13 protein-coding genes are annotated in these 15,220 nt (G+C 71.4%); 6 read left to right on the top strand and 7 right to left on the bottom strand.

Annotated features, from left to right (window positions below; translation table 11 throughout):
* Window positions 1-100 precede the first annotated feature (100 nt).
* From ppdK to AB0K09_RS18705, 3 genes are all read right to left on the bottom strand, one after another.
* Window positions 101-2,815 (bottom strand): pyruvate, phosphate dikinase, encoded by a 2,715-nt coding sequence (ppdK, locus tag AB0K09_RS18715; protein ID WP_366066474.1) that lies wholly within the window; start codon window positions 2,813-2,815, stop codon window positions 101-103.
* Window positions 2,816-3,211: 396 nt separating this feature from the next.
* Window positions 3,212-4,345 carry a tRNA dihydrouridine synthase DusB gene (gene dusB, locus AB0K09_RS18710; protein ID WP_366066473.1) on the bottom strand — a complete coding sequence of 378 codons (1,134 nt, stop codon included), beginning with the start codon at window positions 4,343-4,345 and terminating at the stop codon, window positions 3,212-3,214.
* A 50-nt stretch (window positions 4,346-4,395) separates the two neighbouring features.
* Window positions 4,396-5,358 carry a helix-turn-helix transcriptional regulator gene (locus tag AB0K09_RS18705; RefSeq protein ID WP_366066472.1) on the bottom strand — a complete coding sequence of 321 codons (963 nt, stop codon included), beginning with the start codon at window positions 5,356-5,358 and terminating at the stop codon, window positions 4,396-4,398.
* 54 nt (window positions 5,359-5,412) lie between these two features.
* On the opposite strand from AB0K09_RS18705, the gene AB0K09_RS18700 reads away from it, so the two are divergent.
* The 3 genes from AB0K09_RS18700 to AB0K09_RS18690 all read left to right on the top strand — a co-directional run bounded on the left by AB0K09_RS18700 (window position 5,413) and on the right by AB0K09_RS18690 (window position 8,823).
* Window positions 5,413-6,942 (top strand): MFS transporter, encoded by a 1,530-nt coding sequence (locus AB0K09_RS18700; protein ID WP_366066471.1) that lies wholly within the window; start codon window positions 5,413-5,415, stop codon window positions 6,940-6,942.
* 126 nt (window positions 6,943-7,068) lie between these two features.
* Window positions 7,069-8,073 (top strand): aldo/keto reductase, encoded by a 1,005-nt coding sequence (locus AB0K09_RS18695; RefSeq protein WP_366066470.1) that lies wholly within the window; start codon window positions 7,069-7,071, stop codon window positions 8,071-8,073.
* 168 nt (window positions 8,074-8,241) lie between these two features.
* Window positions 8,242-8,823 carry a TetR family transcriptional regulator gene (locus tag AB0K09_RS18690; protein ID WP_366066469.1) on the top strand — a complete coding sequence of 194 codons (582 nt, stop codon included), beginning with the start codon at window positions 8,242-8,244 and terminating at the stop codon, window positions 8,821-8,823.
* Window positions 8,824-8,832: 9 nt separating this feature from the next.
* Here the strand turns inward: AB0K09_RS18690 and AB0K09_RS18685 are convergent, their stop codons facing one another.
* Genes AB0K09_RS18685 through AB0K09_RS18675 form a run of 3 tightly spaced genes read right to left on the bottom strand, consistent with a single transcriptional unit; the run spans window position 8,833 to window position 11,241 of the window.
* Window positions 8,833-9,357 (bottom strand): DinB family protein, encoded by a 525-nt coding sequence (locus tag AB0K09_RS18685; RefSeq protein WP_366066468.1) that lies wholly within the window; start codon window positions 9,355-9,357, stop codon window positions 8,833-8,835.
* A 46-nt stretch (window positions 9,358-9,403) separates the two neighbouring features.
* Window positions 9,404-10,048, bottom strand: coding sequence for a response regulator transcription factor (locus AB0K09_RS18680; protein ID WP_366066467.1), 645 nt, complete (start codon window positions 10,046-10,048; stop codon window positions 9,404-9,406).
* Window positions 10,036-11,241, bottom strand: coding sequence for a histidine kinase (locus AB0K09_RS18675; protein WP_366066466.1), 1,206 nt, complete (start codon window positions 11,239-11,241; stop codon window positions 10,036-10,038). Before AB0K09_RS18675 ends, AB0K09_RS18680 begins: the two co-directional genes overlap by 13 nt.
* 136 nt (window positions 11,242-11,377) lie before the next feature.
* Between AB0K09_RS18675 and AB0K09_RS18670 the strand changes: the two genes are divergently transcribed.
* Window positions 11,378-11,989 (top strand): Uma2 family endonuclease, encoded by a 612-nt coding sequence (locus tag AB0K09_RS18670; protein WP_366066465.1) that lies wholly within the window; start codon window positions 11,378-11,380, stop codon window positions 11,987-11,989.
* A gap of 83 nt (window positions 11,990-12,072) precedes the next feature.
* Here the strand turns inward: AB0K09_RS18670 and AB0K09_RS18665 are convergent, their stop codons facing one another.
* Window positions 12,073-13,455, bottom strand: coding sequence for a glycine--tRNA ligase (locus tag AB0K09_RS18665; protein ID WP_366066464.1), 1,383 nt, complete (start codon window positions 13,453-13,455; stop codon window positions 12,073-12,075).
* 174 nt (window positions 13,456-13,629) lie between these two features.
* Between AB0K09_RS18665 and AB0K09_RS18660 the strand changes: the two genes are divergently transcribed.
* Complete coding sequence (locus AB0K09_RS18660; protein WP_366066463.1) at window positions 13,630-14,646, top strand: metal ABC transporter substrate-binding protein; 1,017 nt, start codon at window positions 13,630-13,632, stop codon at window positions 14,644-14,646.
* 29 nt (window positions 14,647-14,675) lie between these two features.
* Window positions 14,676-15,220: metal ABC transporter ATP-binding protein (locus tag AB0K09_RS18655; protein ID WP_366066462.1), on the top strand; the 545-nt coding region annotated here is incomplete at its 3' end.

Here is a 15,220-nt window from a genome sequence, read left to right as displayed (position 1 = left end):
GCCCGGTGCGACCCGGTGGCCGCTCTGTGCCCACCCGTTCCGCCAAGCGGAACGCCTGCCCACAGAGCGGCGGACGCAGCCTGCGTCCCGGCGGAGAGCGTCAGCGGCTGTCGCTGCCCGTGGACTCCGCGGCCGCGCGGCCCGCCTCCAGGCGGGCGACGGGGATGCGGAACGGCGAGCAGGAGACGTAGTCCAGCCCCACCTCGTGGAAGAAGTGGACCGACTCCGGGTCACCGCCGTGCTCGCCGCAGACGCCGAGCTTGAGGTCCGGGCGGGTGCGCCGGCCGGCCTCCGCGGCGGCGCGGACGAGCGAGCCCACGCCGTCCCTGTCGATCGTCTCGAACGGGCTGACGCCGAAGATGCCCTTCTCCAGGTAGGCGGTGAAGAAGCTGGCCTCGACGTCGTCGCGGGAGAAGCCCCACACCGTCTGGGTGAGGTCGTTCGTGCCGAAGGAGAAGAACTCGGCCGCCTCGGCGATCTGGCCGGCCGTCAGCGCGGCGCGCGGCAGCTCGATCATCGTGCCGAGGCTGAGGCCGAGGTCGGTGCCGGTGGCGGACTCGACGCCGGCGATGACGCGCTCGGACTCCTCGCGGACGATCTCCAGCTCCTGGACGGTGCCGACCAGCGGGATCATGATCTCGGCGCGCGGGTCGCCCCCGGCGGCGCGGCGCTCGGCCGCCGCCTCGGCGATGGCGCGGACCTGCATGGCGAACAGGCCGGGGATGACCAGGCCGAGCCGGACGCCGCGCAGCCCGAGCATCGGGTTCTGCTCGTGGAGCTTGTGCACGGCCTGGAGCAGGCGCAGTTCGTTCTCGTTCGCCTCGTTGCGGGACTCGGCGAGCGCGACGCGCACCGACAGGTCGGTGATGTCGGGCAGGAACTCGTGCAGCGGCGGGTCGAGCAGCCGGACCGTGACCGGCAGCCCGTCCATGGCCTCGAAGAGCTCGACGAAGTCGCTCTTCTGGAGCGGCAGCAGGGCGTCGAGGGCCTCGTCACGCTCGGCGTCGGTGTCGGCGAGGATGAGGCGCTCGACCAGCTCGCGGCGCTCACCGAGGAACATGTGCTCGGTGCGGCACAGGCCGATGCCCTGGGCGCCGAAGCGGCGGGCGCGGGCCGCGTCCTCGGCGTTGTCGGCGTTGGCGCGCACGTGCAGCCGGCGGGTGCGGTCGGCGTACGACATCAGCCGGTGCACGGCCTTGACCAGGTCCTCGGCATCGTCGGCGGCCGGGTCGACGCGGCCCTCGAAGTACTCGACGACCGGGGACGGCACGACGGGCACCTCGCCGAGGTAGACCTTGCCGGTGGAGCCGTCGATGGAGACGACGTCGCCCTCGTGGACGACGACGCCGCCCGGGGCCGTCATCCGGCGCTGCTTGGTGTCGACGTCCAGCTCCTCGGCGCCGCAGACGCAGGTCTTGCCCATGCCGCGGGCGACGACGGCCGCGTGCGAGGTCTTGCCGCCGCGCGAGGTGAGGATGCCCTGGGCGGCGATCATGCCGTCGAGGTCGTCGGGGTTGGTCTCGCGGCGGATGAGGATGACCTTCTCGCCCGAGCGCGACCACTTCACGGCGGTGTACGAGTCGAAGACCGCCTTGCCGACCGCCGCGCCCGGCGAGGCGGCGATGCCGCGGCCGATGAGGTCGGTGGCCGCCTTCTCGTCGAAGCGCGGGAACATCAGCTGGGCCAGCTGGGCGCCGGTCACCCGCTGGAGCGCCTCGGCCTCGTCGATCAGGCCCTGGTCGACGAGCTGGGTGGCGATGCGGAAGGCGGCACCGGCGGTGCGCTTGCCGACCCGGGTCTGGAGCATCCAGAGCTTGCCGCGCTCGATGGTGAACTCGATGTCGCACAGGTCCTTGTAGTGCGTTTCGAGCGTCTCCATGATCTGCATCAGCCGGTCGTACGACGTCTTGTCGATGCGCTCCAGCTCGGCGAGCGGCATGGTGTTGCGGATGCCCGCGACGACGTCCTCGCCCTGGGCGTTCTGCAGGTAGTCGCCGTAGACGCCCTGGTGGCCGCTGGCGGGGTCGCGGGTGAAGGCGACGCCGGTGCCGGAGTCGGGGCCGAGGTTGCCGAAGACCATGGTGCAGATGTTGACGGCGGTGCCGAGGTCGTGCGGGATGCGCTCCTGGCGGCGGTAGAGCTTGGCGCGGTCGCCGTTCCAGGAGTCGAAGACCGCGCGTATGGCGAGGTCCATCTGCTCGCGCGGCTCCTGCGGGAAGTCGCGGCCGGTCTCCTTGGCGACGATGCCCTTGAACTCCTCGACCAGGCGCTTCAGGTCCTCGGCGCCGAGCTCGACGTCGGTGGTGACGCCCTTGGCGCGCTTGGCCTCCTCCAGGGCCTCCTCGAAGAGCTCGCCGTCGACGCCCAGCACGGTCTTGCCGAACATCTGGATGAGCCGGCGGTAGGAGTCCCAGGCGAACCGCTCGTCGCCGGACTGGGCGGCGAGCCCGGTCACGGAGGCGTCGGAGAGGCCGATGTTCAGGACGGTGTCCATCATGCCCGGCATGGAGAACTTGGCGCCCGAACGCACCGAGACGAGCAGCGGGTCGTCGGCCTGGCCGAGCTTCTTGCCCATGTGCTCCTCGAGCGCCGCCAGGTGGGCGGTGACCTCGTCGCGCATCCGCGCCGGCTCGGCGCCGTCCTCCAGGTAGACCTTGCAGGCCTCGGTGCTGATCGTGAAGCCCGGGGGGACGGGCAGACCGAGGTTGGTCATCTCGGCGAGGTTCGCACCCTTTCCGCCGAGCAGGTCCTTGAGGTCCTTGTTGCCCTCGGTGAAGTCGTAGACGAACTTCTGGCGATCTTCGGTTACCGGCACGGGACTCGACTCCTCACTGGGGCCTCCCGGACACGACTTGGGGGGAGGGGCTGCCCTGACGGCGGGGAGCGTACCCAGATCGAAGGCTTCTAGGGAGGTCTACTCCGCCGTCCTACGGGCGTAACCGCCCGTCCACCAGCAGATCGAAAGGCAACGGCCAAGAAGAGGTTTCAACCAGATGCGTTCAACTCTTGAACTCAACGCGGTCGACGGTCGCAAAATCGCGCCCGATTAGTCACATTGTTGCGAATCATCCCTTCCCGTGCCATCGGGCAGTGAAATCAAAAGGGGTGGCACGCAGTGCCACCCCTTGGAAAGGTGCATCCCCTCATTGACCGCTCATCTGAGCGGCACCCCGATCAGAGGTGGCGAGAATCACGCCACCGACGACGGCTCTCAGCCACCGGAAGTGTCAAGTTCCGCGTCGGCTCCGACGGTCGCGCAGTCGTACGGATCGTCCAGCCAGCCGTCCGGCAGCACGACGCGGTCACGCCCCGACGTACGGCCGCGCGGGCCGTCCGCGCCGGCGGGCCACGGCTGGTCCAGATCGAGCTCGCTCAAAAGAGCGTCCAGTTCGTCCAGGGACGAGGCGATCGCGAGTTTCTTGCGCAGCTCCGAGCCGACCGAGAAGCCCTTGGTGTACCAGGCGACGTGCTTGCGGAAGTCGATGACGCCGCGCTGCTCGTTCCCCAGCCACTCGCCCAGCAGCTCGGCGTGGCGCAGCATCACGCGGCCCACCTCCTTCAGGGTGGGACGGGCGTAGGCGGCCTCGCCCCGGCCCTCGAAGGCGGCCACCAGGTCGCCGAAGAGCCACGGCCGGCCCAGGCAGCCACGGCCGACGACGACGCCGTCGCAGCCGGTCTCCCGCATCATCCGGACGGCGTCGCCGGCCGACCAGATGTCGCCGTTCCCCAGCACGGGGATCTCCGGCACGGCCTCCTTCAGCCGCGCGATCGCCTCCCAGTCGGCGGTGCCGCTGTAGTGCTGGGCGGCGGTGCGGCCGTGCAGGGCGATGGCGGTCACGCCCTCCTCGACGGCGATCCGGCCGGCGTCGAGGTAGGTGAGGTGATCGTCGTCGATGCCCTTGCGCATCTTCATCGTCACCGGCAGCGCCCCGGCGTTGCCGACCGCCTCGCGCAGGATCGAGCGCAGCAGGTTCCGCTTGTAGGGCAGCGCGGAGCCGCCGCCCTTGCGGGTGACCTTGGGGACGGGGCAGCCGAAGTTGAGGTCGATGTGGTCGGCGAGGTCCTCTGCCACGATCATGCGGACGGCCTGGCCGACGGTGACCGGGTCGACGCCGTAGAGCTGGATCGAGCGCGGCTTCTCGGTCTCGTCGAAGTGGATGAGCTGCATGGTCTTCTCGTTGCGCTCGACCAGCGCCCGCGTCGTGATCATCTCGCTGACGAAGAGCCCCTTGCCCTCGGAGAACTCGCGGCACAGCGTGCGGAAGGGCGCGTTGGTGATGCCCGCCATCGGGGCCAGGACCACCGGCGGCTGCACGGAGTGCGGGCCGATCTTCAGCTGCGTCATGGAAGGGGCTTCCTCGGTAGTGCGGGGGACGGGGGACCGTCCATTGTCCCTCATTCGGGGGTGCCGCCGGGCTGCCCGTCCCGCCGCTCCGCGCGTATCAGGTCGTGCAGCCGGTCGAGGCGCTCGCGGCTCTCGTGGTCGGCGGGGGTGAAGGTCAGCAGCCGGGTGCCGGGACCGGGGTCGACCCACAGGCTGGTGAAGGTCATCCGCAGCGGACCCACGTCCGGCTGGTCGATGAGGCGCACCCGGTGGCCGCCCTCCGGCGACACCACCTCGTGCCGGGCCCAGAGCCGGCGGAACTCGGGCGAGGTGTCCTGCAACCGCTTGAGCAGGCACTTCCAGGCCGGTTCGGCGATGTGCTCGGCCATCGCGGCGCGGAACTTCGCGGCGATGGCCCGGAGCACCTCGTCCCGGTCGCCCATGCGGATCGCCCACTGCGGGTGGGTGAAGTGCAGCCACAGGCAGTTGCGCTCCTCCGGCGGCAGCTCGTCGAGATCGCACAGCAGCCGGCCGTACGTGCGGTTGTAGGCGAGGATGTCGTAGCGCGCGTTCTGCACACAGGCCGGCAGCGGCTCCAGCTGCTCCAGCATCTGCCGCAGGGCGGCCGAGACGCCCGTGTGCGCGGTGCCCGGCAGGGGATCGGCGATGTTCGCCAGGGCGAAGAGGTGGGCGCGCTCGTCGCGGTCGAGCATCAGGGCCCGGGCTATGGCGTCCAGCACCTGGGCCGAGACCTGTATGTCGCGGGCCTGCTCGATCCACGTGTACCAGGTGACCCCGACGGCGGCGAGCTGCGCGACCTCCTCGCGGCGCAGGCCCGGCGTACGGCGGCGGGGGCCGCGCGGCAGGCCGGCCTGCTCGGGCGTGATGCGCTCGCGGCGGCTGCGCAGGAACGCGGCGAGCTCGGCGCGGCGCACCTCGTCGGGGGCGGGCGGCACGGTCGGGGCCGTCGCGCGGGCGGCCGCCGGGGCGGCCGGGGGAACCGGCCGGGGGGTCTCCGTCACCATCGTGGTCATGCGTTCCAGGGTGCGGGACGGCGGATCCTGTTGCCAGGTACTGCTGGTACCAGGATGAGGAGGCTCTGGTACCCGGCTGAGGACTCCGCCATCGTCGTATCCGTGACCGAAACCGACACCCGGATACCGTCCCCGCCCCCGTCCCCGTCCGCGACCCCGTCCCCCTCCTCGGCCTCCTCGACGACGTCGGCCCCGCTCCCCTCCCCCGCCCTGGGTGCGGCGGGGCTGGCGACCCTGCTGACCGGTGCCGCGCTGCCGTTCATCGACTTCTTCATCGTCAATGTCGCGCTCCCCACCATCGGCCGTGACCTGCACGCCGGACCGGCGCTGCTGGAGATGGTGGTCGGCGGCTACGGCGTGGCCTACGCCGTGCTGCTCGTGCTCGGCGGCCGGCTCGGCGACATGGTGGGCCGCCGCCGGCTGTTCCTGTGGGGCACGGCCGCCTTCGGTGTCACCTCGGTGGCCTGCGGGCTCGCCCCGACGCCGTGGACGCTGGTGGCGGCCCGGGTGGCCCAGGGGGCCGCGTCCGCGCTCATGCTGCCGCAGGTGCTGGCCACGATCCAGGCGACGACCAGCGGTACGCGGCGCACCAAGGCGCTGAGCCTGTACAGCTGCATAGCGGGTGTCGCGTCGGCGGTCGGGCAGGTGCTCGGCGGCGTGCTGGTCTCCGCCGATCTGCTGGGCAGCGGCTGGCGGTCGATCTTCCTGCTCAACGCGCCGATCGCGGCGGTCGCCCTGCTCCTGGCGCTGCGGACGGTTCCGGAGACCCGCTCGGCCACCCCGCAGCGGGTGGACGGGCCGGGCACGGTGCTGCTGTCGCTGACCCTGGTGACGCTGCTGCTGCCGCTGACCGAGGGCCGCTCGCTGGGCTGGCCGGTGTGGGCGTGGGTGCTGCTGGCGGTCTTCCCGTGCGCCGCGGCGGCGCTGGTGGTCGTGGAGCGGCGGGCCGAGCGCGCCGGGCGGTCGCCGCTGGTGCCGCCGTCGCTGCTGCGGATCCGCTCGGTGCGCAGCGGGCTGGCGGTGATCGCGCCGTTCTCCGTCGGCTGGGGCGGCTTCATGTTCGTCCTGGCGGTGGCCCTGCAGGAGGGCCTGCGGCTCGGTCCGCTGGCGGCGGGGATGGCGCTGGTGCCGATGTGCGTCACGTTCTTCCTCGGTTCGCTGGCCGGTCCGCGTCTGGCCGCCCGGTACGGGCGGCGCGCGGTGACGGCCGGTGCCGTGATCCAGGCGATCGGGCTCGCCGGGGTGACGGCCACGTTCTTCTGGGGCTGGGACGGCCTGGGCGCGTTCGGCCCGGGGCCCGCGATGGCCGTGCAGGGCCTGGGCCAGGGGTTGCTGATGCCGCTGACGCTGCGGACGGTGCTCAGCGAGGTGCCGGCCGCGCAGGCCGGGGTCGGCAGCGGCGTCATGGTGACGACCCAGCAGTCCTTCATGGCGCTCGGCGTCGCCACGCTCGGCTCGCTGTTCCTGTCCCTGACGCCCTCGATGGGCATGCGGGACGCCCTCGCGGTGACGTTCCTGGTGCAGCTGGTGCTGGTGGGGGCCAACGTGGTGCTGAGCCTGCGGTTGCCGCGGACCGTTCGCTGAGGCGGCGGGGCGGGGCGGCGCACGGACGACGACACACGGGAAACACATGGAATGACAGATATTGAAATCTGTCATTCCATGTGCGACTCTTCCTGTGTACCGCCCCCTTTCCGAAGGAGCCCCCTCGTGCAGCACCGCACCCTCGGCACCACCGGTCCCCGCGTCTCCGCGCTCGGCCTCGGCTGCATGGGCATGTCCGCCCTCTACGGCGACGCCGACCGCGACGAGTCGATCGCCACCATCCACGCCGCCCTCGACGCCGGCGTCACCCTGCTCGACACCGGTGACTTCTACGGCATGGGCCACAACGAGCTGCTGATCGGCGAGGCCCTGCGCACCGCCGGCGCCGCCCACCGCGAGAACGCCGTCACCAGCGTCAAGTTCGGCGCCCTGCGCGATCCGGACGGCAACTGGTCCGGTTACGACGGCCGCCCGCAGGCCGTGAAGACCTTCGCCGCGTACTCGCTCCAGCGGCTGGGCACCGGCCACATCGACATCTACCGCATCGCCCGCGTCGACCCGGACGTGCCGATCGAGGAGACCGTGGGCGCCATCGCCGAGCTCGTCGAGGCCGGCCACGTCCGCCACATCGGCCTGTCCGAGGTGGGCGCGGAGACGATCCGCCGCGCCGCGTCCGTCGTCCCGGTCACGGACCTGCAGATCGAGTACTCGCTGATCTCCCGCGGCATCGAGGACGAGATCCTCCCCACCTGCCGCGAACTGGGCATCGGCGTCACCGCGTACGGCGTCCTCTCCCGCGGCCTCATCAGCGGCCACTTCACCCGCGACCGGCAGCTCGCCGCGAACGACTTCCGCGGCATGAGCCCGCGCTTCCAGGGCGAGAACCTCCAGCGCAACCTGGACCTGGTCGACGCCCTGCGCAAGGTCGCCGAGGGCCGGGGCGTCACTGTCGCCCAGACCGCCATCGCCTGGGTCCTCGCCCGGGGCGAGGACATCGTCCCGCTCGTCGGCGCCCGCCGCCGCGACCGCCTCGCGGAGGCGCTGGGGGCACTCGACGTCACGCTCGACGCGGCGGATCTCGCGGCGATCGAGGCAGCCGTGCCGGCCGACGCGGCCGCGGGGGCGCGGTATCCGGAGGCCCAGATGGCCCACCTGGACAGTGAACACTGACGGCACGCACCGAACTCGGTGCGCCCGGTACGAGGTACGCGCCGTCGCCGGCTGCACTCCGGTGACCGGTTGTGCCCACCCGTTCCGCCCTGCGGAACGCCTGCCCACAACCGGCAGGTACCGTGCCTGTCAGGCGCACAGTGCGCCCCGAAAGGAACTCGCGCCCCCATGACGCCCGCGCCGCTGACCCCCGACCGCATCCTCGAGGCCACCGAGGACGTTCTGCGCCGCTTCGGCCCCGCCAAGGCCACCGTCGTCGACGTGGCCCGGGCCCTCGGTGTCAGCCACGGCAGCGTCTACCGCCACTTCGGCAGCAAGGCCGCCCTGCGGGAGGCGGTCACCGATCGCTGGCTCGACCAGTCGCACGCCGAACTGTCCGCCGTCGCCGGGGAGGAGGGCCCGGCGGGCCCGCGCCTGCGCGCCTGGCTCACAGCCCTCTTCGCCGCGAAGCGGCGCAAGGCCGGCGGCGACCCGGAGCTCTTCGCGACGTACATGGTCCTGGCCGGCGAGAACAGCGGCACCGTCGAGCGCCACATCGACACGATGATCGGCCAGTTGTCCCGCATCGTCGAATCCGGCGTCGCCGCGGGCGAGTTCCGCCCCTGCGACCCCGCCGCGACCGCCCGCGCCGTCTGGGACGCCACCAACCGCTTCCACGACCCCGCGTACGCGGCGGAATGGTCCCGCCCGGAGATCGGGGCCGCGTTCGACACGGTGTGCGAGCTGATCCTCAACGGGCTGGCCCGGTAGGGCCCGGCCCTACGCCCCCGTCCGGCCGTCGGCCAGTTCCCGCAGGATGTCGGCGTGCCCGTTGTGGCGGGCGGTCTCCTCGATCAGGTGGAAGAGGATCCAGCGCAGATTGGGGTGCCAGCCGTCCCTGACGGCCCGCCTCGCCGTCGCGTCCAGGTCGGACGAGGCGACCAGCCGCCGGTAACGGGCGCTCTGTTCCTCGTAATCGGCCAGCAGTTCCGCCAGGGGCACGTCGACCGCGATGCGCATCTCACGGTCGGGGTCCTCCTCCGTCCAGGGCCCCTCGTCGTCCTCGCCCAGGAACACGACCTGGAACCAGTAGTACTCGACCCAGCGCAGATGGCTGATCAGCCCGCACAGGGTCATCAGCGGGGAGTCCGGCAGCGGGGCCCGGCGGGCGTCCTCCGGGGAGACGCCCTCGCACTTGAACCGGGCGGTGTCCCGGACGTAGTCGAGGAAGGTCGTCAGCACGGCACGCTCGTCCCCGGTGGGCGGCGTATCGGTTCGTTTGTCGATGCGTGTCACCGGGCGCATGCTCCCGGGCCGGGCGCCCGGTGTCGAACGATTAACCGGGACCGGCTCAGCCGATGCCCAGGAACCTCAGCACCGCCAGCACCCGCCGGTGGTCGGCCTCGGCCTTCGGCAGGTCCAGCTTGGCCAGGATGTTGTTGATGTGCTTCGCGACGGCGCTCTCGCTGACGACCAGTCGCTCCGCGATGCCCGCGTTGGAGCGGCCCTCCGCCATGGCGGCGAGGACCTCGCGCTCGCGGGCCGTGAGGCGGTCGAGGGGGTCGCTGTGCCGGCGGACCAGCAGCTGGGAGACGACCTGCGGGTCGAGGGCCGTACCGCCCGCGGCGACGCGGCGCAGCACCTCGATGAACTCCTCGACGTCCGCGACGCGCTGCTTGAGCAGATAGCCGAGGCCCGCCGTGTCCCCGGTGAGCAGGTCGACGGCGTAGCGCTCCTCGACGTACTGGGAGAGCAGCAGCACCGCCGTGCCCGGCCACCGCTCGCGCACGGCGAGGGCGGCGCGGACGCCCTCGTCGGTGTAGCCGGGGGGCATGCGGACGTCGAGGACGGCGAGGCCGGGCTCGTGCCGCTCGACGGCGGCGAGCAGGGACTCCGCATCGCCGGTCTCCGCGACCACCTCGAATCCGGCCGCCTCCAGAACCTTCACCAGGCCCACCCGGAGCAGGACGGAATCCTCGGCGATCACAGCGCGCACGGCAGCTCCACGGTCACAACGGTCGGGCCCCCGACGGGGCTGCTGATCGAGAACGTGCCGTCCACCGACGCGACGCGCTTGGCCAGTCCGGCCAGTCCGGTCCCCCGGCTCCCGTCCGCCCCGCCCACGCCGTCGTCGGAGACGACGACGAGCAGTATCCCCCCGGTGCGCCGGACGCTGACGTCCACCCCCGACGCCCGGGCGTGCTTGACCGCGTTGGTCAGGGTTTCGGAGACGACGAAGTAGGCGACGGCCTCGATCGCGGGCGCGGGCCGGGACGCCAGGTCCACCGTGACCCGTACGGGCAGGGGCGCCCGGTCGGCGAGGCCGGACAGGGCGGCGTCCAGTCCGCGGTCCTCCAGGACGGCCGGGTGCAGGCCGCGCACGAGGTTGCTCAGCTCCTCGATGGCCTCCTTGGCCTCGCGGTGCGCCTCGTCGATCACCTTGCGCGCGTCGTCGGGCAGATCGCTCAGCGTGGCCTTGGCCAGGCCCAGGTTGACCGCGAGGGACACCAGGCGCTGCTGGGCGCCGTCGTGCAGATCCCGCTCGATGCGGCGCCGTTCGGCGTCGGCGGCGTCGACGACGCCGGCGCGGCTCTCGGTGACCTCGGCGACCCGCCGCGTCAGTTGCTCGGCGCGGCTGGGGCCGAGGAGCCGCGTGGCGGCGCGGGTGTCGAGCCGTGCGAGCGCGCGGGACAGCCACGCCGTCGTGTACAGGCCGGCGAGGCCGGCGGCGGTGATGTAGGCGGCCTGGGTGGTGTAACCGAGGTGTTCCAGACGGTTCTCGGGCGGCAGCGCCCAGATCCAGACGTAGATCCCGGCGGCCGCCGCCGCGGCCGGCCACAGCAGCAGCACGCACGCCCCGCCAGTGGCGAGCAGCGGGCCGGTCAGCAGGTGGTAGAGCACCTGCCGGCGGAGCGCCCCCTTCTCCGGCGCGGGGATCTCCACGCCGAGCCGGCTGCGGAAGCGTGCCCGCTGCACAGTGGTCAGCAGCGGCGCGGCCGTGGCGAGCACACCGAGCGGCACCAGCAGGGCGATCAGCACGCTCAGCGTCTCCGTCGGCCCGCTGCCCGTCAGCCACGGCACGGCCAGTACGCACAGCGCGGCGAACTGCACCAGCGCACCGGCGGCGAGAAAGGCGACGGCGCGGCCGACGCCGGTGAAGGGGCGGAGGAGAAGAGCGACGAAGGGCATGGCCACACGGTAAAGGGCCTGATCAGCGGCGGGCGATGGTACGGGTGCCCGCCCGGTGGTGCAAGCAGCACCACCGCTGTCAGTGGGGGCGGCTACGGTGTGTGTCGCCACGCTTACTCAAGCCAGGAGGCGCATCATGGCAGTCATGGTCGAGACACCGACGCCCCAGTCGATAAGCCCGTCCCCGGAGCCCCGCGGGGGGTTCGAGGAGCTGTGCCAGGTTCTTGAGCAGGTCGATGCAGGTCTCCCGGATGGATACCGAACGGAGATCATCGGGGGGAATGTCGTCGTGTCACCGTGGTCCCAGTGTTCCTACGACTACATCCTCGAAAGCGCCATCGATCAGCTGACTCCCAACGTGCCCGAGGGGCATCGGGCTCGGGGCCATCCCCGGCTCTTCCGGTTCCCGGAGCAGTCGAAGGCGTACGGTCCGGACTTTTACGTCCTCGACTGGTCAGCCCTGAAAGTCAAGGGCATCTACGCTCCCGGCGAGGCACTTTCCCTGGTCGGCGAGGTGACCTCTCGCGCGACGGCCGACGCCGACCGCGAGGAGAAGACCGAGGTCTACGGCAAGGCCGGGGTCCCCGTCTTCGTGCTGGTCGACGTACTGCGGGAGTCGATCACCGTGTACTCCGACCCCACGCCTGACCGGGGGTACCGGGCGCACACGCAGGTGAAGTTGGGCGACAAGGTCCACATCCCCGCCCCCTTCGAGTGCGAGCTCGACACCGCGGACTGGAAGGTCTGATCCAGGCACCGAAGCCGAAGGCCCCCGCTCCCCGCCGAAGCGGGAGGCCGGGGCCTTCGGGAACGATCGGAGCGGCAAGCGGGTCAGCAGCCGAGCAGGCGGCTGGCCAGGTAGCCCTCGATCTGGTCGAGGGAGACGCGCTCCTGCTGCATGGTGTCGCGCTCGCGCACGGTCACCGCGTTGTCGTCCAGGGTGTCGAAGTCGACGGTGACGCAGAACGGCGTACCGATCTCGTCCTGGCGGCGGTAGCGGCGGCCGATGGCGCCCGCGTCGTCGAAGTCGATGTTCCAGTTCTTGCGCAGGTCGGCCGCGAGGCCCTTGGCCTTCGGGGAGAGCTGCGGGTTGCGGGACAGCGGCAGGACGGCGACCTTGACCGGGGCCAGGCGCGGGTCGAGGCGCATGACGGTGCGCTTCTCCATGACGCCCTTGGCGTTGGGGGCCTCGTCCTCGTTGTACGCGTCGAGCATGAAGGCGAGCATGGCGCGGTTCAGACCGGCCGCCGGCTCGATGACGTACGGGAACCAGCGCTCGCCGGCCTCCTGGTCGAAGAAGGACAGGTCCTGGCCGGAGGCCTGGGAGTGCGCCTTGAGGTCGTAGTCGGTGCGGTTGGCGATGCCCTCCAGCTCCGAGTACTCGGTGCCGCCGAAGTTGAAGCGGTACTCGATGTCAACGGTGCGCTTGGAGTAGTGGGAGAGCTTCTCCTTGGCGTGCTCGTACCACCGCATGTTCTCCTCGCGCATGCCGAGGCCGGTGTACCAGTTCCAGCGCTGCTCCATCCAGTACTCGTGCCAGGTCTCGTCCTCGCCCGGCTTGACGAAGAACTCCATCTCCATCTGCTCGAACTCACGGGTCCGGAAGATGAAGTTGCCCGGCGTGATCTCGTTGCGGAAGGACTTGCCGGTCTGGGCGATACCGAACGGCGGCTTCTTGCGCGAGGTCTGCTGGACGGTGGCGAAGTTGGTGAAGATGCCCTGGGCCGTCTCGGGACGCAGGTAGGTCACCGAGCCGGTGTCCTGGGTGGGGCCGAGGTGGGTGGAGAGCAGGCCGGAGAACTGCTTGGGCTCGGTGAAGCCGCCCTTGTTGCCGCAGTGCGGGCAGTTGATGTCGGCGAGGCCGTTCTCGGGAAGCTTGCCGTGCTTGGCCTCGTACGCCTCCTCCAGGTGGTCCGCGCGGAAGCGCTTGTGGCAGGAGGTGCACTCGGTCAGCGGGTCGGTGAAGGTGGCGACGTGACCGGACGCCTCCCACACCTCACGGGCCAGGATCACCGACGAGTCGAGACCGACCACGTCGTCGCGCGAGGTGACCATGGAGCGCCACCACTGGCGCTTGATGTTCTCCTTGAGCTCGACGCCGAGCGGCCCGTAGTCCCAGGCGGCACGCTGGCCGCCGTAGATCTCACTGCACGGGTAGACGAAGCCACGGCGCTTGCTCAGGCTGACGATTGTGTCGATCTTGTCGGCGGCCACGGTGCTCTCTTCAATGCGATGACGAACAGCGAATGATTCAGGTTACCGGCGCGGGCACCCCCGTAACCAAATCGGCTCTGGCCTTGGCATGACCGGACGCCTCCACCGAGACCAAGCCGAGACCTTCCCAGCTGTTGTTGACAATCGTTTCCAACTTTGTTGAAAATGAGTGTCATGAACGTATGCCCGATCCGTCCCATACGGACCCGTCCCATACGGTCCCGCGCCGCACGGTCCCGCCGAATAACCGCCACCGTCGTCGCCGCGGCCGCCGCGCTCGGCCTGGTGACGCTGTCGGCCTGCTCTACCGGTACCGCCGGGGCCCGTACGCCGGACGGCAGGCTGCGGGTCGTGGCCTCGTTCTATCCGATGCAGTTCCTGGCCGAGCGGATCGGCGGCGACCACGTCAGCGTGACCACCCTGACCAAGCCGGGCGCCGAGCCGCACGACCTGGAGCTCACCCCGAGGCAGACCGGCTCCCTCGCCAGAGCCGGCGCGGTCCTCTACCTCAAGGGCATCCAGCCCGCCGTGGACACCGCGATCAAGCAGTCCGAGAACAAGCACGTCGCCGACGCGGCCTCCTTCACCGGCCTGGAGGAGCACGGCACCGAGGTCGACGGCGAGCACCACACCACCGGCGACAACAGCTCCCACTCCGAGCACGAGGGCGGCTCCGACCCCCACATCTGGCTCGACCCCGTGAAGTACGCCGAGGTCGCCAAGGGCGTCGCCAGGACCCTCGCCGAGGCCGACCCGGACCACGCCGCCGACTACACGAGGAACGCCGACGCCCTGGCCGGCAAGCTCGGCGACCTCGACAAGAAGTTCCGCGACGGCCTCGCGCACCGCACCTCGGACACATTCATCACCACCCACGCCGCCTTCGGCTACCTCGCCGAGCGCTACGGCCTGGTCGAGGAGTCCGTCAGCGGCGTCGACCCCGAGTCCGAGCCCAGCGCCGCCCGGGTCAAGGAGCTGCACAAGCTCGCCGAGGAGCACCACGTGGGCACGGTCTTCTTCGAGACCCTCGCCAGCCCCGCCACCGCGCGGACCCTCGCCTCGGACCTGAAGCTGAAGACGGACGTCCTCGACCCCCTGGAGGGCATCACGGACGACTCCAGGGGCCACGACTACCTCGAGGTCATGGAGTCCAACCTCACCGCCCTGCGGAAGGCGCTCGGCGCCCGATGACCACGATCACCCAACCCATGGAGGCAGTCATGGAGCAGTCCGCGGAGCCCGACCGGGAGCCCGTCATATCGCTGCGCGGAGCCACCGCCTCGCTGGGCTCCCGCCCGGTGCTGCGCGGCGTCGACCTGACCGTGGGGCGCGGCGAGGTCGTCGCGCTCCTCGGCGCCAACGGCTCCGGCAAGTCCACGGCCGTCCGGGCCGTCGTCGGACAGGTCCCGCTCACCGGCGGCGACCTGGAGCTGTTCGGCACCCCGCGGCGCCGCTTCCGCGACTGGGCGCGGATCGGCTACGTGCCGCAGCGCACCACCGCCGCGAGCGGGGTTCCCGCGACCGTGCGCGAGGTCGTCTCGGCCGGCCGGCTGGCCCGCACCAAGCTGGGCCCGACCCGCAAGGGCGACCGGGAGGCCGTGCACCGGGCCCTGGAGCTGGTCGGCATGGCCGACCGCGCCAAGGACTCCGTGAGCGCCCTCTCCGGCGGCCAGCACCAGCGCGTGCTGATCGCCCGCGCACTGGCCGGCGAACCCGAACTGCTGATCATGGACGAGCCGAGGTCGACGCCGGCCATCGGCTCGTC

The sequence above is a fragment of the Streptomyces sp. NPDC049577 genome, assembly GCF_040675635.1.
In the GTDB taxonomy this organism is placed as follows: domain Bacteria; phylum Actinomycetota; class Actinomycetes; order Streptomycetales; family Streptomycetaceae; genus Streptomyces.
The sequence above is the reverse complement of the archived record's forward strand: the minus strand, read 5'-3'. Positions and strand labels throughout refer to the sequence as shown.

Coding starts and splice junctions, on each gene's coding strand:
- dusB (WP_366066473.1), bottom strand. CDS start 4,345: ATGACGCAGCTGAAGATCGGCCCGCACTCCGTGCAGCCGCCGGTGGTC.
- AB0K09_RS18705 (WP_366066472.1), bottom strand. CDS start 5,358: ATGACCACGATGGTGACGGAGACCCCCCGGCCGGTTCCCCCGGCCGCC.
- AB0K09_RS18700 (WP_366066471.1), top strand. CDS start 5,413: ATGAGGAGGCTCTGGTACCCGGCTGAGGACTCCGCCATCGTCGTATCC.
- AB0K09_RS18690 (WP_366066469.1), top strand. CDS start 8,242: ATGACGCCCGCGCCGCTGACCCCCGACCGCATCCTCGAGGCCACCGAG.
- AB0K09_RS18685 (WP_366066468.1), bottom strand. CDS start 9,357: ATGCGCCCGGTGACACGCATCGACAAACGAACCGATACGCCGCCCACC.
- AB0K09_RS18675 (WP_366066466.1), bottom strand. CDS start 11,241: ATGCCCTTCGTCGCTCTTCTCCTCCGCCCCTTCACCGGCGTCGGCCGC.
- AB0K09_RS18670 (WP_366066465.1), top strand. CDS start 11,378: ATGGCAGTCATGGTCGAGACACCGACGCCCCAGTCGATAAGCCCGTCC.
- AB0K09_RS18660 (WP_366066463.1), top strand. CDS start 13,630: ATGAACGTATGCCCGATCCGTCCCATACGGACCCGTCCCATACGGTCC.